We start from the raw sequence: 21,657 nt of genomic DNA, 5'->3' as shown, positions 1-21,657 counted from the left end.
GCGCTCGATGTGCGGTGGCTCCTCGACTCAGCCGCTCGACTCCTCGGCGCCACTGCGGGCGCGACGCGCACGCACGACGAGGAGTGCCGCCCCGCCGATCACGAGCAGGAGCATCGCGGCGATCATCGCCTGGTCGAGCCAGAGCACGCCGGTCGTGGCCAGCGGACCCTGCGTACCGGACAGACGTTCCGGGGTCGCCTGCGGCGTCCCGGACGGCGTCGGCGTCGGCTCCGAGGGGACGGACGGGTCCGTCGGTCCCTCGGGATCGGTCACCGGCGGGCTCACGGGCAGCTCCACCTCGACGATGCCGCCGTTCCAGGTGAGGTCGACCGCGTCCGCGCCGGTCGGCGACGGGTCGACCACGACGATGTCCTCCATGGTGGACGACTGCGGATCGAGCGCCGAGTTGACGAGGCCGTCGTCACCGACGCGGAAGCCGGTGATCTCCGCGCCCTCAGGCAGGTCGACACTGATGGTGTACGCACCCGACACGAGCCCGCTGAATCGGTATCGGCCGTCGGCGTCCGTCTCGGTCTCCTCGGAGACGGTGGCACCGTGCTTGTCGACGCCGTCCAGCCGGAGTGGCACACCGGCCACGCCGTCGCCGGGCTGTCCGTCGGCACCGTCGTCGTCGAGTCCGTCACCGTCACGGTCCCACCAGAGGCGCTCGCCGATCGACGTGGAGACGACGGTCGTCGCCACGAGCGGCGACCGGGCTCCGAGGGTCTGCGACGCCGAGCGCACCGTGGCGTCGTTCCGGTACTCCGCACCGGACACCGCGCCGTCCGTCGTGAGCTCGACGGCGATCTCGTGACGTTCGAGGGCGTCGAGTTCGGCGACCTCCACGCGGAACGCGGTGACGTCGGCGAGCGATTCGGGACACGCCTCCGCACCGAAGTCGTCGGAGGTGCACCAGTCGAACCCGTCCGGAAGCTCCCGGGAGGTGTCCGTGCCGTCGATGGCGGACGCGGCCTGCACTGCGGCCGGGTCGGCGGCGGTGTAGAGCACCCGGTCGCCGTCGGCGGCCTCGATCTCGTCGGCCAGGACGCCGGCCGCGGATGATCCACGGTTGTCGCCGGCGAACGGGAGCACGTCCACCAGGGCGACGTCCTGCTGAGCACCAGTGGCGTTCATGTTGGCGTAGGCGAGGCGGTAGTCGATCCGGTCGCCGGACTCGATGACGCGCTGTTCGACGCTCTTCTGCACGCGGAGCCCACCGGGCGCACGGAGCGACACGGTCTGGCGCCCGTGGTGCGCGTCCTGCGTCGTGGCGTCCTCGGGGACCTCCTCGAGCGAACCCGGGTCGTCCGGGCTCGCGACGACCACCTGATTGACCAGGTCGCCGATGAGCGTCGCATCCGACGTCGCCCAGTACCGGATGACGGGCTCGGCGCCGCGCTCGACATGCCCGAGCCTCCAGGTGAGGAGGGTGGTGCCGTCCTCGGCGAGTTCGACCGAGTCGGGCACGTGTGACACCTCCGTCGGGTCGTAGACGAGCCCGGCGGGCAATCGGTCGACGACGACGACGTCGCGTGCGGCGTTCCCCTGGCCGGGCACACTCGTGATCTGCGGCGTGACCTCGAAGCGGACGCGGTCACCCGCGAGCAGTTGGGCCGGCGAACCGGGTTCCACGGCCGGTTCGATCGCCCGCTTCCCGATGCCGATCACGGCGTTGGCGGCGATGAGCCGGTCGCCGCGAGGGTAGCCCTCGTTCGTCGGTTCCGCCGGGTCGTATTTGCTGTGGTACCAGCCATCCTTCGCGTACCATGCGCTCGTGTCGCGATCAACGGGATACTGCTCCGGGCTGTAGAGCGAGTAGCTCTCGGCGAGGAGGCTGCCGGCCGGGACGCCGGCGTTCAGCTCGAGGGTGAGCGAGGCCATGACGCTCGCGCCGATAGCGATGGTCCCGTTCGCACTCCGGTAGCGGATCTTCGTGATGTCCTCGGCGTCGATCGACGAGGGGTCGGTCGTCCAGATGTCGTCGCCGTCGTTGCAGGTCGTGTCGTTCATCTGCTTCCACCGGGTCGCGTCGTCCGCACCCACGTCGACGGTCGGCCGGGTGCCGTACTCGATGACGATGTCCGTCGTGCCGTGCGAGCGCGCGGGCACCCCGTCGATGCCGATGGCCGCACGCTGCGTCTTCGTGTCGAAGGCCTGGCAGAACACCTGCCCCGTGAACTCGGTGCCGCCGCGGTTGTTGAACATCGTGAGCGCGCGATACTGCTGGCCGGGGACGACCACACCATCACCCGTGCCAGGAAGGAACTGACCGGGGACCGGGATGAGCTTGATGGTCTCGTCGACGTACCGGGTGCCGTGGCTGCCGTCAGCTCGACGGATGAGGTTCGCCGTGGCGCTGTTGTCGTCGAGCGGCTCGGTGGCGTTGGCGATCGGTTCGCCCGCCGCATCGGTGCCGGTCGCGACGAGGTCGCGGAGGGTGATGCGCGTGCTCAGCGAGCCGTTGGCGGGCACGTCGTCCCGAGGGACGAAGACACCGAAGCGACCGAGCGCGAGGTACCCGCGGAGCGGGATGGCGGCACCGTTGGCGGTCTTCGACGGGATGTGGTCGGCACTGAGGTCGGCGCCCGAGACGGTCACGATGATGCGGCGGGCGTCGTCCGGGTCGATCCGGCAGGTCCACCGGCCGGAGTCCGTGACGGCGTTCTCGCCACCGCCGCGGACCTTGGGGAACACTCGGCTCTCGGCGGCACCTGCGGCGCAGGCGGTCTCGTTCGACAGACGGGCGTTCGGGCTCACGTCGTCGAGGTCGATCACGAACGTGACGTCCTCGGTCACGTTCGCCTGACCGCGTGCACCGAGACCCCCGGCAGCGTTGTAGCCGGACAGGTCGAGATACGCGTCGTATTGGACGCGGAACCCGGAGAGTCCGTCCTGCTGGGCGGTCGTCGAGATCAGTTGCGGCCGCACCCCGAGGTTCACCCGCGGGCCGCTACTCGCTGTCGTCGTGGGGACCTCCGTCGCGTCCTCGGCGAGCGCGCCGGAGGCCACGTCGTTCGCCGCCGCGCTGAGTGCTCCCGCCGGGGAGGTGAGCACGGAACCGTTCGGCATGCTCTCCGCCGTGGCGACCAGGTCGTAGGTGGTGACGGAGTTCGGCAGGACGCCGCCGATGACGCACTCGAGGACGCGTCGGTCGTCGCTGACGGTCGACCCGGCTCCGCAGTAGGCGGGGAGCGCGGTGACGATCGGCCAGCGCAGGCCGTCGGGGAGGGTCTGTCGAACGGTCACGAGATCGCCGGCTGCGGCTCCGTCGAGCTGGACCTCGACGCGGTAGGTGACCGTGTCGTGCGTGCGGACGACATCGTTCGTCGCGCTGCTGTCGTGGCCGGGGGCGTCGTCCACGTCGAACGGGGCGGTGCCGGTGGCGACGCCCGCGAGCACGATCTGCAGCGCGAGATCGGCGTTCGGGGCCACAGCGTCGGGGGTGGCGGCGGGCTCGGTCCGCGGTGCCGACGGGGTCGTCGGCGGGGTGTCGTCGGGGTCGCTGCCCGAGGAGGGCTCGTCGGTGTCGACCGGGCTGTCGCTGTCGCCGGTGGGCTCCTCGACGGGCGCGGGGTCCGTCGGTGCCGTTGCCGGGGTGCCGGCCGCTGTCGCGGGCGAAGCGACCGTGCCGGTCAGCAGCGCGGCGAGCGCGACGATGGCGCCCGCGTGGGCGGTGACGATCCGGTGTCGGGGCCGGTGCGGTGTGGACATGGGGGTCTCGTCTCGGTAACGTGTGGTCGGGTGGTATTTCAGAGCGTAACATAATAAACACACGTGGGGAAGTGGCACCATCGGCCTCCATGCGCTCGCGCTCCGCCGGCGTAGCGCACTCGGACAACTCCCAGTAAAAATAACGTTCTGATAACTACCGCTCGTTACCGATCCGTTATATGGTTCTGGAACGTTAGTTGTTTTGCTGTGGCAGCTGACGGAATGTGATTGCAGGACACTCTTGGTGCAAGGGAAAGAGAGCCGGTCGTAGCCTCTGCGACCGGCTCTCGTCATGTCCGGAGACGATACGGAGCGCAACCACCCCACCTCGACGCACCGCTCGACGGCCGTGCAGGATAGATTCAGGTGGTGGATCGTCGGACGGCAGCGGGAGCGGGTATGGACGAGAGGCGACTCGCGATCGCCGCGTGGGAGTCACTGTTCCGCGCGCAGGTCGACGTGATGCGCCACATCTCGCACGACTTCCCGAGCCACGGCATCTCACTTAACGAGTACGACGTCCTGCACACGATGTCGCGGGAGCCCGATCGTCGCATCCGTCTGCGCGACCTCAACTCGAGCGTGCTGCTCTCCCAGCCGAGCATCAGTCGCCTGGTCGATCGACTCGTCGCGCGCGGACTGGTCGGGAAGTGCCCCGACCCCGACGACGGCCGCGGCACCCTCGTCCGCATGACCGACGCGGGCTACGACGTCTACCGCGCGGTCGCCATCGCCCACGGTGCGACGATCGCCGAACGCGTGACCACCTCGCTCAACCCACAAGAGATGGCGACCCTCGCGGCGCTCAGCGACAAGCTCCGCGGAGCGTGAGCCGCGCCGACTGATCCGGCGCGCACGGCCCCCACCGTCGTGTCCGATTTCCGCTCGTCAGACCCGGTGGCGCATGTCAGACTCGGATCATGGACGACACCCGGAGCATGGACTTCGCCGAACGCTACCGCGCGATCCAAGCCCGCGACCAGCGCTTCGACGGGCAGTTCATCACGGCCGTGAGCTCCACGGGGATCTACTGCCGGCCGTCCTGCCCGGCTCGAACCCCGAAGCCGGAGAACGTCACCTTCTACGCGACGAGCGCCGCGGCGCACGAGGCCGGTTTCCGCGCATGCAAGCGGTGCCTGCCTGAAGCGGTCCCGGGCACGCCCGCCTGGAACCTCGGCAACGACGTCGCCGCGCGCAGCATGCGCCTCATCGCCGACGGCGTCGTCGAACGGGAGGGCGTCCCCGGGCTCGCCTCGCGCCTCGGGTACTCGAGCCGGCATCTGACGCGGATCCTCAGCGCCGAGCTGGGCGCGGGTCCACTCGCCCTGGCGCGGGCCCACCGTGCGCAGGGTGCTCGACAGCTGCTGACCGGCACCGACCTCCCCTTCGGTGACATCGCCTTCGCCGCCGGGTTCTCGAGCATCCGGCAGTTCAACGACACGATGCGGGAGGTGTTCGAGCTCACCCCCGGTGAGCTGCGCGCGAAACACCGGACGGTCGGCGAACACGCCTCCGGCTCGATCACCCTGTCCCTGCCGTTCCGCCGCCCGTTCGACGCGGCGGGCGTCTTCGCCTGGCTCGCGCCACGGGCGGTGGACGGCGTCGAGCTCGCGGGGCCCGACCACTACGCCCGGCTCCTCGCCCTCCCCGGCGGCACGGCGTGGTTCGAGGTGCGACAGCTCGGCGACGACCTCCGACTCACCGCCGAGGTGACGGACCTCGCCGACCTGCCGGTGCTCGTCTCGCGGGTCCGTCGGCTCTTCGACCTCGACGCCGACCCGACGTCCGCCGACGCCGTCCTCGCGACGGACCCGCGTCTCGCCGCCTCGGTCGCGGCCACACCCGGCATCCGACTCCCCGGGGCGGTCGATCCGGAGGAGATGCTGGTCCGGGCGATGGTCGGCCAGCAGATCACCGTGGCCGCGGCGCGCACCCAGCTCCGTCGTCTCGCGGACGAGGTGAGCACGACGGTCCCCGAACGACACGGGCTGCACCGGCTCTTCCCGACGGCGACGCAGATCGCGAACGGCGGGGAGGCCGCTCTCGTCGGGCCCCGAGCGCGGATCGACAGCTTGCTCGGCGTCGCGCGGGCACTCGTGTCCGGTGAACTCATGATCGGCTTCGGCGACGACCGCGACGAGCTCCGGACGCGCCTGCTCGCCATGAAGGGGATCGGCCCCTGGACGGCCGACTACGTCAGCATGCGGGTGCTCGGCAACCCCGACGCCTTCCTGCCCGGCGACGTCGCCGTCCGCACGGGTGCGGGCCGACTCGGCTTGCCGTCCGACGCCCGCACCCTCACTGCGGAAGCGGACGCCTTCGCCCCGTGGCGCTCCTACCTCTGCCTACACCTGTGGAAGGCGGCATCCACACCGGCGCCGTCCGCCGCACCTCAGCCCTCGAGAAAGGTCCAGCAGCATGACCACCATCATCTCCAGCACGAGCGCCCGCCGCGGTGACGGCCGGGCGTCGGGCGCGCAGCTCACCGCGACCAGCCAGACCGTCGACACTCCGGACGGCCCCTTCACGATTCTCGCGCGGGAGGACGGAGCGGTGCTCTCCTCAGGGTGGTCCGACGACATCGGCGTCATGCTCGAACGGATCCGGCCAGCCGACCGACCCCGCGAGACGATGGCGGGGACGATCGCGGCGATGGACGCCGTCCGGGCGTACTACGACGGCGACCTGGCGGCGATCGACCTCGTACCGGTCGCCCAGTTCGGTGGCCCGTTCCGCACGCACGCCTGGACGGTGCTGCGGACGATCGCCGCAGGACACCCGGTGACGTACACGGAGTTCGCCGCGGCGAGCGGTCGGCCGTCGGCGGTCCGCGCTGCGGCGAGCGCCTGCGCGACGAACGCGCCCGCCCTGTTCGTCCCGTGCCACCGTGTCCTCCGGACCGACGGGACGCTCGGCGGGTTCGCCTGGGGACTCGACGTCAAGCGGTCGTTGCTCGACCGCGAGGCCGCGCTGAGCTGAGTGGGCACGGGAACAGGGAACACGGTCCCTGAGCACCCATCCACGGACCCTGAGCCTGTCGAAGGGCGGCGCCTCCCCGTGGGCACTTCGACAAGCTCAGTGACCGGAGAAGGAAACACCGGAGCACGAGGGCACCCGTCCAGACCGGGAGAACCCTCCCACGGTCCCTGAGCCTGTCGAAGGGCGGCGCCTCCCCGTGGGCACTTCGACAAGCTCAGTGACCGGAGAAGGAGACAGCGGACCACGAGGGCACCCGTCCAGACCGGGAGAACCCTCCCACGGTCCCTGAGCCTGTCGAAGGGCGGCGCCTCCCCGTGGGCACTTCGACAAGCTCAGTGACCGGAAGAGGGGCTCAGGGACCGGAAGAGGGGCTCAGGGACCGGAAGAGGGGCCCAGTGACCGGAAGAGTTCAATGACCGGGACGGGCGGGTCCGGTCAACCCTGCGGACCGAACGGATCGTCCGCGTAGGCTGACGGGATGGCTGCTGCCCCGACGATCGTATGGTTCCGCGACGACCTCCGCCTGGCCGACAACCCCGCGCTGCTCGCAGCGGTCGAGCTCGGCGCCCCGGTCCTCTGCCTGTTCGTCCTCGATGACAGTGAAGAACTGCGACCGCTCGGCGGCGCGTCACGCTGGTGGTTGCACCACAGCCTCGAGGCGCTCGGCGACGACATCCGCGGTCTCGGCGGCGCGCTGCTCCTGCGGTCCGGGAGCGCGGCGACCATCGTGCCCGAACTCGCCCACTCGATCGGTGCCGGCGCCGTCCTGTGGAACCGTCGCTACGGCGCGGCCGAGCGCGAGATCGACGCCGGGATCAAGTCGGAGCTGAAGGACGCCGGGCTCGACACGCGCAGCTTCGCCGCGAACCTCCTCGCTGAGCCGTGGGAGATCGTCACCGGACAGGGACAGCCGTATTCGGTGTTCACCCCGTTCTGGAAGGCGTCGCTCCAGCGGCACGCGGCGAACCCGCCGAGACACCCCCTCCCCGCGCCGACCGAACTGACCGCCCTGGCCGAACCGCCCTCGGGCGACGAGCTCGGCTCCTGGAACCTGCTCCCGACGAAGCCGGACTGGGCGGCCGGACTCCGGGAGCAGTGGACGCCCGGCGAGGCCGGCGCCGACGCGCGGCTCGCCGAGTTCCTCGACGACGGCGTCACGGGTTACGCGGAGGACCGAGACTTCCCGGCCCAGCCGTCGACCTCCGGACTCTCCCCGCACCTCCGCTTCGGCGAGATCAGCTCGCCGCAGATCTGGCACGCCGCCCGCGACGGCCGGCGGCACCTCGGCGACGACGGCGCGACCTTCCTCAAGGAGCTCGGCTGGCGCGAGTTCGCCTACCACTGCCTCTTCGCCTTCCCAGACCTCGCGACGCGCAACTGGCGTCAGGCCTTCGACCGGTTCCCCTGGCCGGACGTCGACCAGGACGCCTTCGACGCCTGGACCGCCGGGAGGACCGGCATCCCGCTCGTCGACGCCGGCATGCGGGAGCTCTGGACGACGGGCACCATGCACAACCGGATCCGGATGGTGACGGCGTCGTTCCTCACCAAGAACCTGCTCATCCACTGGAAGCTCGGCGAGGACTGGTTCTGGGACACGCTCGTCGACGCCGATCCCGCCTCCAACCCCTTCAACTGGCAGTGGGTGGCCGGCAGCGGTTTCGATGCGTCGCCCTACTTCCGGATCTTCAACCCGGAGCGGCAGCGCGAACGCTTCGACGCCGACGACGCGTACATCAAGCGGTGGGTGCCCGAGTTCGGGACGCCCGACTACCCCGAGCCGATCGTCGACCTCGGCGAGACGAGACAGGCTGCGCTCGCGGCGTACGAGCAGGTCAAGGGGGCGTAGCTCCGGGCCATCGTCCTTCGACCCTTCGACAGGCTCAGGGACCGGGATTCGGCTCAGTGACCGGGTGGATCGGCCCCTGAGACAGTCGCCCCTTCGACAAGCTCAGGGACCGGGGTGGGCGCTCAGGGACCGGGGTGGGCGCTCAAGGACTGGGGTGGGGCTGAGTGGCCGGGGTGGGGCTCAGGGACCGGGGTGGGACTCAGCGGGTGCGGAAGAGACCGGCGCGCTGGGCCGCGGCGATCGCCGCCGAGCGGTTCGACACGTCGAGCTTCGTGTAGATGTGGGCGAGATGCGACTTCACGGTCGTCTCCCCGACGTGCAGTCGCCCGGCGATCTCCAGGTTGGTGAGCCCCTCGGCCGCCCGCGCGAGCACCTCGATCTCGCGCGCGCTCAGCGCCTGTTGCGGTGCGCTCACCCGAGCGACCAGCCGGGTCGCCACGGCCGGCCCGAGCACCGAGTTCCCGCCGGCCGCCGAGCGGATGCCGTCGATGAGGTCCTCCGGGCCGGCGTCCTTCAACAGATACCCCGCGGCTCCGGCTTCGATCGCGCCGAGGATGTCGGCGTCGGAGTCGTAGTTCGTCAGCACGAGGACCGACGGACCGCCCGGCAGCGACGCGATCTCCCTCGTCGCATCGATCCCCGTCGGACCGTCGCCGAAGCTCAGGTCCATGAGGACGAGGTCGGCGCCGGGTGCGGCGGCGACGGCCTCGGCTGCGGTCGACGCGGTCCCGACCACCTCGATGTCGGCGATCGGCGCGAGCACCGCGAGGAGCCCGGCTCGGACGATCGGGTGGTCGTCCGCCACCACGACCCGGATGACCGGCGGCTCCCCGGCATCCGTCGCATCGTCACGCATGGACGTCCCCCTCCACTCCTGGTGCTGCGAACCGCACGGTGATGGTCGTGCCGGCGCCCGGCGCGCTGCGCACCTCGACCTCGCCACCCAGTTCGGTGATGCGACGGCGCATGGACATCATGCCGAACGAACCGCCCGCAGTGCGCTCGGCGACGCTCGTCGCATCGAACCCCACCCCGTCGTCGTCGATGTCGAGGATGACCTCCTCGTCGAGGTAGGTGAGGGTGACGTCCGCCCGGCTCGCTCCGGCATGCCGGACGACGTTCGCGAGACTGCTCTGCGCGGTCCGGAGGAGCGCGGTCGTCACCGGCGTGCCGAGGACGAACGCATCGCCGGTGACCGTCGTGGAGACCGGCGTGCCGCTCTGGGCGGTCGTCGTCTCGGCGAGCCGACCGAGCGCGTCCGCGATCGTCGCGCCGACCAACGCCGGCGGGCTCAGCTCGTCGATGAGGCTGCGCGTCTCGGCGAGGGCCGTCGCCGCGGCCTCCCGGGCCAGACCGATGTGCGAACGCATCTGCTCGGTGCCGGGCTGCTCGACGGCGGAGCGTTCGGCCGCGTGCAGGAGCAGTTGGATGCTCGACAGGGCCTGGGCGACCGTGTCGTGGAGGTCGGCGGCGAGGCGCTCGCGCTCCGCCAGCTTGCCCGCCTGCCGACCGCGCTCGGCGAGTTCCTCGCGTGCTGCGACGAGCTCGGCGATGAGTCGCTCCCGCTCGGCCGCCTCCCGGGCCAGCGCCTCGTAGCCGAGTCCGATCGCGACGGCCACGGCCGCACCGACGAGCGGGCCGACGACTCCCCCGACGCTGAAGCCGCTGTGGAGGCCGATCGCGACGACCGCGGCGATGGTGGCGATCACGACGGCGGGTACCGCGACGGCCCTGGGGAGGAGGTGCAGATAGAGAAAGAACAGGGGGAAGACGAGATAGGCGGCGTCCGGGCTGAGGAGCACGAGGACCACCCACTCGACGCTGAGCAGCACCAGCCAGACGAGGACGGACACCCGACCTCGCCGCACGCGGACAGGAGCAGCGTCGCGATCGGTGGTGCCGCTGACGGCCACCGCACGGCGGACCCGACCGCCGAGGATCGCGCCAGCGGCGTAGGTGAGCAGCATGACGACCGCGAGGACGATCGCCGCGAGGCCCGCTTGGCCACCGACCGAGACGGATCGCGCGATCACGAGCACGATGAGCGCGGTGACGAGGCCGTGGAGGCCGAGCTGCAGGCCGGTGAACACGGGGCTGAGTGCCGAGTGCTTCATCCGCCCAGCGTACGGCGGGGATCGTCCTCGCGAATCATCAGAAAGGTGGAACGTCGCCTCCACCTGACCGCGCCGGAGGACCGTCCCGTCCGACGATGCCCGGAGTCGGCGACGAGACGAGGCTGGAATCCTGCCGCACCACGGAGACGCCGTCGGGCGGCTGACAAGGAGTCCCCATGTTCGTCGCCTGGCGCGACATGCGCTTCGCCACCGGTCGCTTCGTGCTGATCGGGGCGGTCGTCGCCCTCATCACCCTGCTCGTCGGATTCCTCAGCGGCCTCACCGCAGGGCTGGCGAACCAGAACATCTCGGCGATCACCGGACTGGGTGCGTCGAGCATCGTCCTCGCGGCCCCGGCCGACGGCGAGCAGGCGACGTTCGCCGACTCCGCGATCGACGCGGACGCGGCCACCACGTGGGCTGCGGTCCCCGGGGTGGACGGTGTCCAGGAGCTCGGCATCAGCCAGACGCGGATGACCACGGACGATGCGCGCACCTCCGTGGCACTGTTCGGGATCAGCGGTGACGCCGTCCCGGGTCGCGCCGCCGAGGTGCCCGCCGACGGGACCGCCAGCCTGAGTCGGACGGCCGCGGAAGCCCTCCACGTCTCCCGAGGCGACACCGTCTCCATCGGTGGCAGCGAACTCGCGGTCGGATCGGTCGTCGACGACCAGTGGTACAGCCACACGCCGGTCGTCTGGACGAGCCTGTCGGAGTGGCGGTCGATACAGGCCGCGCAAGGGTCCCCCGGCGACGGAGCGACCGCGCTCGCCATCACCGGGAACCCGAGCGCCGATGCGGTGACGGGAGCGGAGCAGGCCACCGGCACGGTATCGAAGGACGTCCTGTCGTCCCTGCTCGCGATCGGATCGTTCCGCTCCGAGATCGGATCGCTCCTCCTCATGGTCGCCATGCTGTTCGGGATCTCCGCGCTCGTCATCGGAGCCTTCTTCACGGTGTGGACCATGCAGCGCGCGGGCGACGTGGCGATCCTCAAAGCACTGGGCGCGACGACCCGTCGGCTGTCGCTCGATGCACTCGGCCAGGCGCTCGTCCTCCTCGTCCTCGGCGTGGGACTCGGCATCGGCATCACCGCCGCACTCGGATCCGCGGCTGGCACGGCGCTGCCCTTCGTGCTCAGCCCACTGACGACGCTCGTGCCCGGGGTGATCATGATCGCCCTCGGCCTGATCGGCGCGGCGTTCGCCCTGCGGTCCATCCTCTCGGCCGACCCGTTGACCGCGCTCGGCGGCAACCGGTGACCGTGCACGCCCTCCCCGCATCCTTCCTCGCACCCACCCCCGTCACCATCGGAGTCACCCCATGATCTCGCTCACCGACGTCACCCTCACCTTCCCCGACGGCGATCACCGCGTCACCGCCGTCGACCACGCGACCCTCACCGTCCCGGCCGGGACCGTGACCGCGCTCACCGGGCCCTCGGGCTCCGGGAAGTCGAGCGTGCTCGCCGTCGCGGCCGGCCTCATCCGGCCCGACAGCGGCCTCGTGGAAGTGGCCGGGGTCGACGTCACCTCCCTCGACCGCCGTGCGGCAACCGACTTCCGCCGCACGAGGCTCGGCATCGTGTTCCAGCAGGCCAACCTGCTGCCGTCGCTCACGGCCCTCGAGCAGTTGTGCGTCCTCGGGACGCTCGGCGGCCGCGCGTCGCGGGCCGACCGGACGCGCACCCGCGAGCGGGCCGCGATGCTGCTCGCCGCCGTCGGGCTCGCCGACCAGGCCGGCAAGCGGCCGCATCAGCTCTCCGGCGGTCAGCGGCAGCGGGTCAACATCGCGCGCGCCCTCATGAACGAGCCCAACGCCCTCGTCGTGGATGAGCCGACCAGTGCACTCGACCACGAGCGCGGGTCCGCGATCATCGAGCTCATCCTCGAACTCACCGCGACCTCGGGCGCCGCGACGCTGCTGGTCACCCACGATCGGAGCCACCTCGACCGCGTGGACCAGGTGCTCGTCATGGAGGACGGTCGGCTCAGCGCCGCCGCCGACGCGCTGGCCCTGCGGTCCTGAGGTCCACCGTCGCCCGGCGGTAGGGTGAGGTCACGTCGAGAGAGGACCGCCATGCGCCGTGCGACCCGTGGGCTGACCGTGATCGCGATCGTCGGCGCCGTGCTCGGCACGAGTGCCTGCACCGGTGGCGCGGACTCGCCCTCCGGTCAGAGCTCCGCGAGCGAGGCCGGCGTGATCGCACCCGTCATCGTGCAGCTCGTCGATCAGGACGGCCGCACCGTGACCGTCGGCCTCGACAACGTGGTGGACCTCGTCGCCGTCGATCCGACCGTGTGGTCCGCTGAGATCGAGGATCCGTCGATCGCGGAGTACGTACCGGGCGGATCCCGCGGCGGCGCGTCGTTCAACCCCGGTCTGCAGCCGCTCGAGGTCGGGAGCACGACGGTGACGCTGACGAACAGCTCAGACGATTCGACCGTCGTCCTCACACTCGAGGTCGTCGACCGGTCCGGAGCCGGGACGCTCGGACGAACCGAACCGGTCCCTGAGCCGGTCGACGGGCGCACCCCGACCGGTCCCTGAGCCTGTCGACACTTCGACAAGCTCAGTGACCAACGTTCAGATGTTGAGGTAGCGGCAGAGGTACGCGGTGGTGACCTCGACCTCGACCTGGAAGCTGCTGCTCCCCGGGACACTGAACTGCGCGTCGGGCCCGAAGTCCTGCCAGGCACTCGTGTTCGGCAGCAGCACGCGGAGCTTGCCGGAGATCACGGACATCTCCTCGGCCTTGCCCGTGGTGAAGGTGTACTCCCCCGGCTCCATCACTCCGACGCTGGCCGACTCCGCACCGGGCTCGTTCGTGGTGAAGCCGATCGACTTCACGTTGCCGTCGAAGTACTCGTTGCTCGTCAGCATCAGGGGCCTCTCGTCGTGGTCCGGGATCGCGGCGGCGGATCCGGCCTTCATCGTATCGGCTCGGCGAAGAACGCCTCCTCGTGCGCGGCCGAGGCCAGGAACGCCCGTCGCATCGTCTCCCGGCCGGCCTCGTCCGCACGAGCTGCCGCCCCGGCGACGATCTCGATCGCCCGGGCGTTCGCCGTCGCGAACGCGGGGTCGGCGTACGTGTCGAGCCACGCCGCGAACGGGTGCTCCGCGTGTGATGCGCCGACCAGTCGCTCACCGAGATCCTGATAGATCCAGTAGCAGGGCAACACGGCGGCGACCACCCGCCCGTAGTCGCCGTCGACCGTCGCCGCGTGCAGGTGGTCGAGGTACGCCGTGGTCGTCGCCGACGGTTCCGCATCCATACCGCCGACGGCATACATGCTGAGCCAGGTGCGGTGCAGCTCCATCTCGGCCTCGATGGAGCCCGCCGCACCGGTCGCCCAGAACACCTGCTCCTCGGCCGTCGGCGCCAAGGCACTCGCTCGTGCGAGGATCCGCGAGTAGGCCCGCAGGTAGATCGCGTCCTGCTGCAGGTACCAGGCGAACCGGGCCGGATCGAGGGTGCCGTCCGCGAGCGTCGTCACGAACGGCAGGTGGTCGACCCGGTCCCGCAGCTCGGCGATGTCCTCCCACCAGCCCGAGAGGATACCGGCGCCGTCCTGGCGACCCGAGGTCATCCCGGCCGACGCCCACAGCTCGGCGAAGTGGCTGATCGGCCCGTTGCCCGAGCCGACCGCGAGCGCGTCCGCGTGCCGGAGGCTCGACGTGAGCCAGGCCTTCGCCTCGCCGAGCGCCTCGGTCCAGGACCCCGAACGGACGACGAGGGTGGCCATCGCGCTCGACAGGGAGCACCCGGTTCCGTGGGTGTTCCGTGTGTCGACTCGAAGACCGTCGAACTCGACGAGTGATCGGCCGCCACCCAGACCACCGGTGGCGTCGACGAGCGCATCCGGGCAATCGGTCGTCCCCGTCAGGTGCCCGCCCTTCACGAGCACGATCACGCCCGCCTGCGCCGAGACCCGTTCCGCCTGGGCGAGTGCGTCGGCCCAGCTCGTCGCCACCGGCTCGTCCGCGAGGACGGCGAGTTCGGGGAGGTTCGGGGTGACGAGGTCGACGTGCGGGAGGAGCGCGCGCATGGCCGCCTCAGCGTCGCGGTGGAGGAGGCGGTCGCCGCTCGTCGCGACCATCACCGGGTCGAGGACGACGGGTCCGGTCACGGTCTCCTGCAGCCAGCTCGACACGGTGTCGATGATCGCGACGTCGCCCAGCATCCCGATCTTGACCGCATCGATCACCACGTCGTCCGCGACCGCGCTCAACTGCTCGCGGAGGAACCCGACGGGCGGGGTGTGCACGGACCGGACGCCCCGGGTGTTCTGCGCGACGAGCGCAGTGACGACCGCCATGCCGTATCCGCCGTTTGCGGCGATGCTCTTGAGGTCGGCCTGGATCCCGGCACCACCGGTCGGGTCGGTCCCGGCGATACTCAGCACCCGGGGTGTCTCGCGGATCGTGACGGTCCGTCGACCGTGCACTCGGTTCACGGTCGCCGGCGTCGGCGTCGTCGTCGTCTGTTCCACGGCGCTCATGCCGAGACCTCGATCCAGGCGCTGCGGAACGCCCGGGCGGCGGCCGCCGGATCGTCGGCGGCGCAGATGGCCGAGACCACGGCGAGCCCGGCGGCACCGGCGGCATGCAGCTCGACCGTGTCCTCCAGCGAGACACCGCCGATCGCAACGCACGGGAGCGGGGTGGCGGCGGCGATCGCGGCGAACCCCTCCACGCCGAGCGGCTCCGGATGGTCCGGCTTGGTCGTCGTCGGGCGGATGACGCCGACGCCGAGGTAGTCGACCGTCCCGAGTGGCAGCGCTGCGACCGCATCGAGGTGCGCCGGGGTGTTCGCCGTCAGTCCCACGACGGCGGCCTGTCCCACGATGCGACGCACGGCGTCGACCGGGAGATCGCTCTGACCCACGTGGACGCCGTGGACGACGGCACCGGCGGAACGGGCGGCGAGGAACACGTCCACCCGGTCGTCGACGAGGAGCAACGCCCGCCCGGCGACGACCTCCGCCGCACGCACGGTCAGGTCGAACAGCTCTCGCGCCGAAGCGGTCTTCTCCCGCAGCTGGACTGCGGTCACCCCGCCGTCGACAGCTCGGCGCACGACGTCGAGGACACCGCGATCCCCGCTGGCCGAAGCATCCGTGACGAGGTAGGTGGCGATACCGCGGCGCACGAGCTCGGCGTGCGAACGGGCCGCGAGGACCCAGTCCGCGGTGGTCGAGGCGCTCACGCGATCACCGCCAGGCTGCGGACGGTGTCGGCATCGAGGAGGTGGAGGCGGTCGAGGAAGGCGGTAGCGAAGGAGCCGGGGCCACGGCTCTCCGCGGCCGCCAGCTGCGCGGCGACCGTGTACGCGGTGGTCGCCGCGACCGTCGTCAGCAGCCGGTCGTCGTCAAGTGACGCGAAGGCGGCGAGCACGGCACCGAGGGCACAGCCACCGCCCGTCACGAGGGTGAGCCAGGCGTGGCCGTTCGAGCAGCGGACGATGCGCTCACCGTCGGTGATGACGTCCGTCGGGCCGGAGATCGCGACGACGGCACCCGAGGTGCGGGCGATCGCGGTGGCCGCCTCGATCGCGCTGTCCACCGAGTCGGTGCTGTCGACCCCGCGACCGCCGGCGCCCAGTCCGGCGAGCGCGATGATCTCGCTGGCGTTGCCGCGGACGATCGTCGGCCGGAGGGCGAGGAGTTCGGCGGCGAGCGCCGTCCGCACCGGCAGGAAGCCGACGGCGACGGGGTCGAGCACCCACGGGGTGCCGGCATCGTTCGCGGCGGTGGCGGCCTCGACCATGGCCTCGCGCTGCTCCGCCTGCGGCGTCCCGAGATTGAGGAGCAACCCGGAGGCGATGCGGGCGAACGGTCCGGCCTCGGTGGGGATGTCGGTCATCGCCGGGGCGGCGCCGACAGCCAGCAGGACGTTCGCGGTGAAGTTGGTCACCACGGCGTTCGTGATCGATTGGACGAGCGGCGTGCGCTCGCGCAGGCGATCGAGGAGGTCCCCGGACGCGCTCGCGAACTCGCCGACGGACGAGTCGTCGGTGGACGGGTGGGCAGACTGCTGCGGTGTGCGAATGCTCATTCGCGACATCCCTTCGCTCGGACTAACGAGATCAGGTTCGACGGGTGTGTTCTCAGCCGATCGTCGTGGGATCGGCACCCCGTGTCACTCGCGACCACCCTAGCGGGTCGGCCCGGCTTCCCGTCCAGCGGGCGGGCGAGGATGATGGAGGGATGGACTTCTTCGAGCTGGTCACCATCGTCTTCGAGGTCGCCGGTGTCGGGGCGATGGTCGTGGGCTTCGTGATCGCCGTCACCCTCTCGGCCCGCTTGTGGTGGAGCACGCGCGACGGCGCACGGGCCTTCCGGATGCTGCGGGAGACGATCGGCTCGGTCATCCTGCTCGGGCTGGAGATCCTCGTGGCCGCCGACCTCGTGAAGACGGTCACGTCGACACCCTCACTGACCGACGCACTCGTCCTCGCGATCATCGTCGTCATCCGCACCCTGCTGAGCTTCTCCCTGCAGATCGAGATCGAGGGCACCCTCCCCTGGAAGCGCTTGGCGACGACCGGCCCGCAGCTGTTCGACCGTGCCGTCAAGCGCGGCGGCGAACGCACCCGACGTCGCGCCGAGGAGCAGGACGTGTCGACGTCGCCCAATCCGACGGCGGCACCGACCGTCGCGTCGCAGGCCGTCCCCGACGATGAGGACGCCTTCCCCGAGCTCCGCAGTCGCAGCTAGCGCGTTGCGGCTCGTGCAGTTCGTCTAGCGTGCGGCGGAGGTCGCCCAGGTGTCGCGGATGAGGTCGGGCAGCAGGCGCATGTCGTCGAACACGTGGGTGCCGTCGCCGACGAGCCGCTCGGCGGGCGTCATGCCACCGGCGTAGGCGTAGACCGTCATGCCGGCCGCGCGGGCAGCCAGGACGCCGACGACGCTGTCCTCGACGACCGCGCACCGCTTGGGGGCCGTGTCGAAGTCGGCGGCGGCGTGCAGGAAGAGGTCGGGGGCGGGCTTGCCGACGGCGACGTCGGTCGCGCTGAAGATGCGCCCGTCGAAGCGGTCGTGGATGCCCACCTGCCCGAGGTTGCGGACAACGTCGTGCAGCATCCCGTTCGAAGCGACGCACAGCTGCACCCCGGTCGCAGCGATGCCGTCGAGGGCGTCGACGACACCGTCGACCGCCTCGAGCTCGCGCTCGCAGATGCCGCGGAACATGTCGCTCCAGCGCTGGATCCAGTCGGCCTCGAGCGGCTTCCCGAGCCGCTGCTCGACGAGCGTCGCGTAGGTCTCGAGCGAGGCGCCGACGAAGAGCTCCCGCACCTCGGCCTCGGTGTAGTCACCGCCGACCTCGTTGAGCAGCTGCAGGTTCACCCGGACGGAGATGCGTTCCGTGTCGACGAGCGTGCCGTCGCAGTCGAAGATGACGAGGTCCGGATAGTCGACTGGCATGCTCCGAGCCTAAACGACGCCGCCTGCGCTGACGCCGTGCGCCATCCGGCGGCGACCTGCCGCGGCGGTCAGCGGGCCGCGCGGACGCCCTGTCGCTGCCAGGTGACGACCATGCGTCGCGCATACTGGGTCGCCGCGACGAAGTGGCCGAGGAGTCCGAGGAGGATCGCCACGAAGCCGACCCCGCCGAAGACCCGATAGAGCGCCGACGTCGGATCCCCGCCGCCGAGCGCGAGGCCCGTGAGCAGCGCGAAGAAGCCGACGAAGAGGAACACCGTCCGGATCTTGCCCGCGATGCTCACCGGCACCTCCGGCGTCCCTCGGAACGCGACGACGGCGACGAACGCGAGCAGGAGGTCGGGGACGATCATGACCACGAACACCTGCCACGGGATGATCTGCGCGATGGCGAACGACGCGGCGACCACGACCACGGTCAGACGGTCGGCGACCCCGTCGAGCCAGGTGCCGAGCGCGGAGACCGTGCCCATGCGGCGCGCGATCTGCCCGTCGGCGACGTCGCTCAGGAACACCACCGCACCGACGACGAGCGCAGCCCAGTAGGAGCCGGTGATCACGAGGGCGGCGAACACCGGGAGCAGGACGATGCGTCCCGCCGTAATCGCGTTCGGCAGGTTCTTCCAGTCGTCGTCGGAGAACAGCTGCGTCCGGAGGCGCGCGAGGGGCGTCTTCTCGTGCAGGGTCACCGGGATCATCGCCTCGTCGCCGGGGATCGCGACGCGACGGCGGAAGCGGGCGATCGCGACCACCGTGACCACCACGACGAGCGCGAACAGCAGCACCCAGCCGGTGGCACCGAGGTACTGGCGGACCGTGTCGAGCGTGGCGCGGACGAGGGAGCCGACCCCGACGTAGACGGCGGACCAGAGGAGGGAGCCCAGCAGCGATGCCGCGAGGAACGACCGGTAGGGCACGCGAGCGACCCCAGCGGCGGTCGGTGTCAGGCACCGGAGCACGGGGACGAGCCTCGTGAGGAAGACGGCCTGGGCCCCGCGTCGCTCGAGCGCCTCGACCGCGCGGTCCCAGCCGTCGACGCCGAGACGCCGGACGATGGCCGAGTCACGGAGGCGACCACCGGAACGACGACCGAGGAGGTAGCCGAGCTGGTCACCGATGGACCCACCGAGGGCGACCGCGAGGAACAGCACGAGGGCACCGGGGGCGGAGTCGAGCATGGCCGCGAGGAGGAGCACCACCGGTTCACCGGGGACGACGAGGCCGAGCCACAGGCCGGACTCGGCGGTCGAGAACAGGAGCCCGAGGAGCCAGATCAGCGGATCAGGCAGCGCCGTCGCGGCGTCGTTCACCCACCCGATGATGTCCACGGATCCCCGTTCAGCAGTGCGATCCGCACTCCTGGGTGGGGCGCGGCTCGCCCAAGTCTACGGACGAGCCACGCCCTCCCATCCCCGAGGGGTCGTTCAAACGGTCATTCGCCGGACAGCTCGTCCCGATTCGCGCGTCGACGACGCAGGACGGCCGCGGTGACGACACCTGCGGCACCGAGCACGAAGAGCGCTCCGGCCGCGACGATCCACGGCATCGCGTCCGCACCGGTCGAGGGCAGACGACCCGCGTTGCTCGGAACCGCGGGGTCGCTCGGGTTCGTCGACGGCACGGGGACGACGGCGTCGGCGACGAGCACGAAGGTAGGCACCGTCTGGACCGCACCGTCCGCGCCGACGACGACGGTGGCGGTCGTGGCGCCACCCGCGGGCACCGAGTACCCGGCCGGGACGGTCAGCGTGACCTCGTAGCTGCCCGGCGCCAGGTCGGCGAGCCCGTAGGAGCCCTCGGCCGTCGTGATCAGGGCGACCGGGCCGCCCGGCGTCGTCACCGTGACCGTCGCTGCGGGCACCGGGGCGTCGCTGTCCGTCCGGACGTCGCCGATGACGGTGCCGAGGCGGGCGAGTTCGAAGTCGACCGCGTCGAGATCGGTTCCGGCGAGCTCCTCCTCCCGGGTGGCCGCTCCGGAGACGGCGTACCCCTCCGGCGCGACGATCGAGACCTCGTACGGCCCCGCGGGCAGGAGCGGGAAGCGGTAGGAACCGTCGGCGGCCGTGACGGCGCTCTCGACACCGTTCGGACCGTCGACGCTCACGGTGACGCCGGCCACACCGACCCCACCGGACGTGATCACCCCGCCGAGACTGGGGTTCGCGACGAGCACGAAGTCCTGCTCGGTGATGACTGTCTCGTTGCCCGCCGAGACGGTGAACGGCGCCGGCGCGTTCTGCACCGCGTAACCATCGGGCGGCGTGAGGAGCACCGTGTGGTCGCCGACCGGCACGGTGTCGAAGAGGTAGTTCCCGTCGGTGTCGGTGGTGACGCTGCCGACACCGACGATCGTGACGGTGGCACCGACGATCGGGACGCCGTCGGTGTCGAGCGCGGTCCCGGACACGGCGACGGGCACGATGTCACGGACGGTGAAGTCCGCGACATCGTCGGCGTCTGTGAGGTCCGCGGCAGCTCGTGCGGGACCGACGGCGATCTTGCCGGTCGGCGGGACGAGTTGCACCGTGTAGCCGTCGGTCGCGAAGTAGCCGGCGAAGGCGTAGGCGCCGCCTCCGGCGGTCGTGGTCGAGGCCACCACCCGGCCGTCGCGGTCGATGAGCCGGACGCCGACGCCGTCCAACGGGCCCGTGGTCTGGTCGGTCACCGTGCCGGTCACGTCACGCGCGATCGACGCGAACCACGCCTGGTAGACGGGCGCTCCGAGACGCTGCTGGAAGGTGAACGTGAGACTGGAGATCGGGGCGGAGGGCTCGAACCATCCCGCGGCGCCAGCGGTGTCCGCGGCGACGGCGTTGCCGCGGAGGACCTGCGTCGCCGGGTCCCAGGTGGGGACGTCCGTCGCGGAACCAGTGCAGGATGGCTTGCCGACCAGACCTGGTGCGCAGTAGTTGAAGCCACCGTTGAACCCGAGCTCGTCAGGGGTGAGCGCGGAGCCGTCGGGGCCGATCGCCGTCACGGTGACCTGGTCGGCGTCGATGTCACCGAGGACGAAGGTCCAGCCGGACGGCGGTGTCGGCGTCGCGAAGGAGTAGGTCGTGGTCGAGGGCGACGCCGCGTTGTTCGCCTTCGGCCGGAGGTTCAGGTAGGCCTGACCGCGGCTGCTGCCGTACTTCGCACCGACGGGGGTGGACGCGGCCAGCCAAGTCGTGGTGCCGGGGATGACGCCGATGCTGCCTCCGCCGACCGAGTCGCTCGTCAACGCCGCGGTGAGCTCGGGTTGCCCAGCAAGGGTCATCGTGCCCTGGTACGACCCCGATCCGCCGGAGAGCTCGGACCACGTCGCCCAACTCGAGGTGGTCGCGGCGGAGGCTGCCGGGACGGCTGCGGTGAGGGCGAGCGCGGAGGCTCCGAGCAGGGCGAGCACAGCGGCTCCGATGCGGCGGGTCATGGGCGTCAGGATAAACGGACGCCGGACGTCTCCGGAATCCCGCTGTCCGGTTTGCGAGGGTCACCGCGCAGCGTGGTATGGCGGGGCTACGGCACCTCAGACCCATGCGCGAGGCGCAGTGGATCGTCCCGCAGGTGGATAGGAGATCGG

Annotated in this window: 18 protein-coding genes and 1 riboswitch; of the genes, 8 read left to right on the top strand and 10 right to left on the bottom strand. The window is 71.1% G+C overall.

All coding sequences use genetic code 11. From position 1 onward, the window contains the following. Positions 1–27 precede the first annotated feature (27 nt). Complete coding sequence (locus ACZZZB_RS13595) at positions 28–3,711, bottom strand: SdrD B-like domain-containing protein (RefSeq protein ID WP_463529970.1); 3,684 nt, start codon at positions 3,709–3,711, stop codon at positions 28–30. 399 nt (positions 3,712–4,110) lie between these two features. On the opposite strand from ACZZZB_RS13595, the gene ACZZZB_RS13590 reads away from it, so the two are divergent. The 4 genes from ACZZZB_RS13590 to ACZZZB_RS13575 all read left to right on the top strand — a co-directional run bounded on the left by ACZZZB_RS13590 (position 4,111) and on the right by ACZZZB_RS13575 (position 8,539). After that, the gene (locus tag ACZZZB_RS13590) at positions 4,111–4,542 is read left to right on the top strand and encodes a MarR family winged helix-turn-helix transcriptional regulator (RefSeq protein ID WP_079706622.1); all 432 of its coding nucleotides are present in this window, start codon (positions 4,111–4,113) and stop codon (positions 4,540–4,542) included. Between the two features lie 89 nt (positions 4,543–4,631). Further along, positions 4,632–6,170, top strand: a complete 1,539-nt coding sequence (locus ACZZZB_RS13585) for an AlkA N-terminal domain-containing protein (RefSeq protein WP_463529969.1) — start codon at positions 4,632–4,634, stop codon at positions 6,168–6,170. Further along, on the top strand, positions 6,130–6,690 hold the full coding sequence (locus ACZZZB_RS13580; protein ID WP_463529968.1) for a methylated-DNA--[protein]-cysteine S-methyltransferase: 561 nt from the start codon (positions 6,130–6,132) through the stop codon (positions 6,688–6,690). The genes ACZZZB_RS13585 and ACZZZB_RS13580 overlap by 41 nt, the downstream gene beginning before the upstream one ends. Before the next feature lie 478 nt (positions 6,691–7,168). Then, positions 7,169–8,539, top strand: a complete 1,371-nt coding sequence (locus ACZZZB_RS13575; RefSeq protein ID WP_463529967.1) for a cryptochrome/photolyase family protein — start codon at positions 7,169–7,171, stop codon at positions 8,537–8,539. Between the two features lie 199 nt (positions 8,540–8,738). Here the strand turns inward: ACZZZB_RS13575 and ACZZZB_RS13570 are convergent, their stop codons facing one another. Next, a complete protein-coding gene (locus ACZZZB_RS13570) occupies positions 8,739–9,395 on the bottom strand; it encodes a response regulator transcription factor (protein WP_463529966.1) in 657 nt (218 codons plus the stop codon). After that, on the bottom strand, positions 9,388–10,653 hold the full coding sequence (locus ACZZZB_RS13565) for a sensor histidine kinase (RefSeq protein ID WP_463529965.1): 1,266 nt from the start codon (positions 10,651–10,653) through the stop codon (positions 9,388–9,390). The genes ACZZZB_RS13570 and ACZZZB_RS13565 overlap by 8 nt, the downstream gene beginning before the upstream one ends. 176 nt (positions 10,654–10,829) lie before the next feature. On the opposite strand from ACZZZB_RS13565, the gene ACZZZB_RS13560 reads away from it, so the two are divergent. The 3 genes from ACZZZB_RS13560 to ACZZZB_RS13550 all read left to right on the top strand — a co-directional run bounded on the left by ACZZZB_RS13560 (position 10,830) and on the right by ACZZZB_RS13550 (position 13,203). Further along, a complete protein-coding gene (locus tag ACZZZB_RS13560; RefSeq protein ID WP_463529964.1) occupies positions 10,830–11,915 on the top strand; it encodes an ABC transporter permease in 1,086 nt (361 codons plus the stop codon). A gap of 61 nt (positions 11,916–11,976) precedes the next feature. Beyond that, positions 11,977–12,681, top strand: coding sequence for an ABC transporter ATP-binding protein (locus tag ACZZZB_RS13555; protein WP_463529963.1), 705 nt, complete (start codon positions 11,977–11,979; stop codon positions 12,679–12,681). A gap of 51 nt (positions 12,682–12,732) precedes the next feature. Beyond that, positions 12,733–13,203: a hypothetical protein gene (locus ACZZZB_RS13550; RefSeq protein WP_463529962.1), complete on the top strand. Its 471-nt coding sequence runs from the start codon at positions 12,733–12,735 to the stop codon at positions 13,201–13,203. Positions 13,204–13,239: 36 nt separating this feature from the next. Here ACZZZB_RS13550 and ppnP read toward each other — a convergent pair whose 3' ends face one another. The 4 genes from ppnP to thiM all read right to left on the bottom strand — a co-directional run bounded on the left by ppnP (position 13,240) and on the right by thiM (position 16,710). After that, a complete protein-coding gene (gene ppnP / locus ACZZZB_RS13545; protein ID WP_064296149.1) occupies positions 13,240–13,536 on the bottom strand; it encodes a pyrimidine/purine nucleoside phosphorylase in 297 nt (98 codons plus the stop codon). Between the two features lie 47 nt (positions 13,537–13,583). Next, positions 13,584–15,155, bottom strand: a complete 1,572-nt coding sequence (locus ACZZZB_RS13540; RefSeq protein WP_463529961.1) for a bifunctional hydroxymethylpyrimidine kinase/phosphomethylpyrimidine kinase — start codon at positions 15,153–15,155, stop codon at positions 13,584–13,586. Continuing rightward, complete coding sequence (gene thiE, locus ACZZZB_RS13535; RefSeq protein WP_463529960.1) at positions 15,152–15,862, bottom strand: thiamine phosphate synthase; 711 nt, start codon at positions 15,860–15,862, stop codon at positions 15,152–15,154. Before thiE ends, ACZZZB_RS13540 begins: the two co-directional genes overlap by 4 nt. Then, complete coding sequence (thiM, locus tag ACZZZB_RS13530; RefSeq protein WP_463529959.1) at positions 15,859–16,710, bottom strand: hydroxyethylthiazole kinase; 852 nt, start codon at positions 16,708–16,710, stop codon at positions 15,859–15,861. Before thiM ends, thiE begins: the two co-directional genes overlap by 4 nt. Further along, a riboswitch (TPP riboswitch) is annotated at positions 16,702–16,802 on the bottom strand. (Overlaps the previous gene by 9 nt.) Positions 16,803–16,862: 60 nt before the next feature. On the opposite strand from thiM, the gene ACZZZB_RS13525 reads away from it, so the two are divergent. After that, a complete protein-coding gene (locus ACZZZB_RS13525) occupies positions 16,863–17,372 on the top strand; it encodes a DUF1622 domain-containing protein (protein WP_463529958.1) in 510 nt (169 codons plus the stop codon). A gap of 24 nt (positions 17,373–17,396) precedes the next feature. Here the strand turns inward: ACZZZB_RS13525 and ACZZZB_RS13520 are convergent, their stop codons facing one another. From ACZZZB_RS13520 to ACZZZB_RS13510, 3 genes are all read right to left on the bottom strand, one after another. Continuing rightward, positions 17,397–18,080: an HAD family hydrolase gene (locus ACZZZB_RS13520; protein ID WP_463529957.1), complete on the bottom strand. Its 684-nt coding sequence runs from the start codon at positions 18,078–18,080 to the stop codon at positions 17,397–17,399. 68 nt (positions 18,081–18,148) lie between these two features. Next, complete coding sequence (locus ACZZZB_RS13515) at positions 18,149–19,426, bottom strand: CDP-alcohol phosphatidyltransferase family protein (protein WP_463529956.1); 1,278 nt, start codon at positions 19,424–19,426, stop codon at positions 18,149–18,151. A gap of 104 nt (positions 19,427–19,530) precedes the next feature. Further along, the gene (locus ACZZZB_RS13510) at positions 19,531–21,507 is read right to left on the bottom strand and encodes a carboxypeptidase regulatory-like domain-containing protein (RefSeq protein ID WP_229939940.1); all 1,977 of its coding nucleotides are present in this window, start codon (positions 21,505–21,507) and stop codon (positions 19,531–19,533) included. Between the last annotated feature and the right edge of the window lie 150 nt (positions 21,508–21,657).

The sequence above is a fragment of the Plantibacter sp. AC185 genome (assembly GCF_979258065.1).
The sequence above is the reverse complement of the archived record's forward strand: the minus strand, read 5'-3'. Positions and strand labels throughout refer to the sequence as shown.

What these genes read in the sequence shown, in the direction of transcription:
- thiM (WP_463529959.1), bottom strand. Translation starts at nt 16,710, where the DNA reads ATGAGCATTCGCACACCGCAGCAGTCTGCCCACCCGTCCACCGACGAC.
- ACZZZB_RS13595 (WP_463529970.1), bottom strand. Translation starts at nt 3,711, where the DNA reads ATGTCCACACCGCACCGGCCCCGACACCGGATCGTCACCGCCCACGCG.
- ACZZZB_RS13570 (WP_463529966.1), bottom strand. Translation starts at nt 9,395, where the DNA reads ATGCGTGACGATGCGACGGATGCCGGGGAGCCGCCGGTCATCCGGGTC.
- ACZZZB_RS13565 (WP_463529965.1), bottom strand. Translation starts at nt 10,653, where the DNA reads ATGAAGCACTCGGCACTCAGCCCCGTGTTCACCGGCCTGCAGCTCGGC.
- ACZZZB_RS13590 (WP_079706622.1), top strand. Translation starts at nt 4,111, where the DNA reads ATGGACGAGAGGCGACTCGCGATCGCCGCGTGGGAGTCACTGTTCCGC.
- ACZZZB_RS13540 (WP_463529961.1), bottom strand. Translation starts at nt 15,155, where the DNA reads ATGAGCGCCGTGGAACAGACGACGACGACGCCGACGCCGGCGACCGTG.
- ACZZZB_RS13575 (WP_463529967.1), top strand. Translation starts at nt 7,169, where the DNA reads ATGGCTGCTGCCCCGACGATCGTATGGTTCCGCGACGACCTCCGCCTG.
- ACZZZB_RS13555 (WP_463529963.1), top strand. Translation starts at nt 11,977, where the DNA reads ATGATCTCGCTCACCGACGTCACCCTCACCTTCCCCGACGGCGATCAC.
- ACZZZB_RS13580 (WP_463529968.1), top strand. Translation starts at nt 6,130, where the DNA reads ATGACCACCATCATCTCCAGCACGAGCGCCCGCCGCGGTGACGGCCGG.
- ACZZZB_RS13510 (WP_229939940.1), bottom strand. Translation starts at nt 21,507, where the DNA reads ATGACCCGCCGCATCGGAGCCGCTGTGCTCGCCCTGCTCGGAGCCTCC.
- ACZZZB_RS13585 (WP_463529969.1), top strand. Translation starts at nt 4,632, where the DNA reads ATGGACGACACCCGGAGCATGGACTTCGCCGAACGCTACCGCGCGATC.
- ACZZZB_RS13520 (WP_463529957.1), bottom strand. Translation starts at nt 18,080, where the DNA reads ATGCCAGTCGACTATCCGGACCTCGTCATCTTCGACTGCGACGGCACG.
- ACZZZB_RS13525 (WP_463529958.1), top strand. Translation starts at nt 16,863, where the DNA reads ATGGACTTCTTCGAGCTGGTCACCATCGTCTTCGAGGTCGCCGGTGTC.
- ACZZZB_RS13550 (WP_463529962.1), top strand. Translation starts at nt 12,733, where the DNA reads ATGCGCCGTGCGACCCGTGGGCTGACCGTGATCGCGATCGTCGGCGCC.
- ppnP (WP_064296149.1), bottom strand. Translation starts at nt 13,536, where the DNA reads ATGCTGACGAGCAACGAGTACTTCGACGGCAACGTGAAGTCGATCGGC.
- ACZZZB_RS13560 (WP_463529964.1), top strand. Translation starts at nt 10,830, where the DNA reads ATGTTCGTCGCCTGGCGCGACATGCGCTTCGCCACCGGTCGCTTCGTG.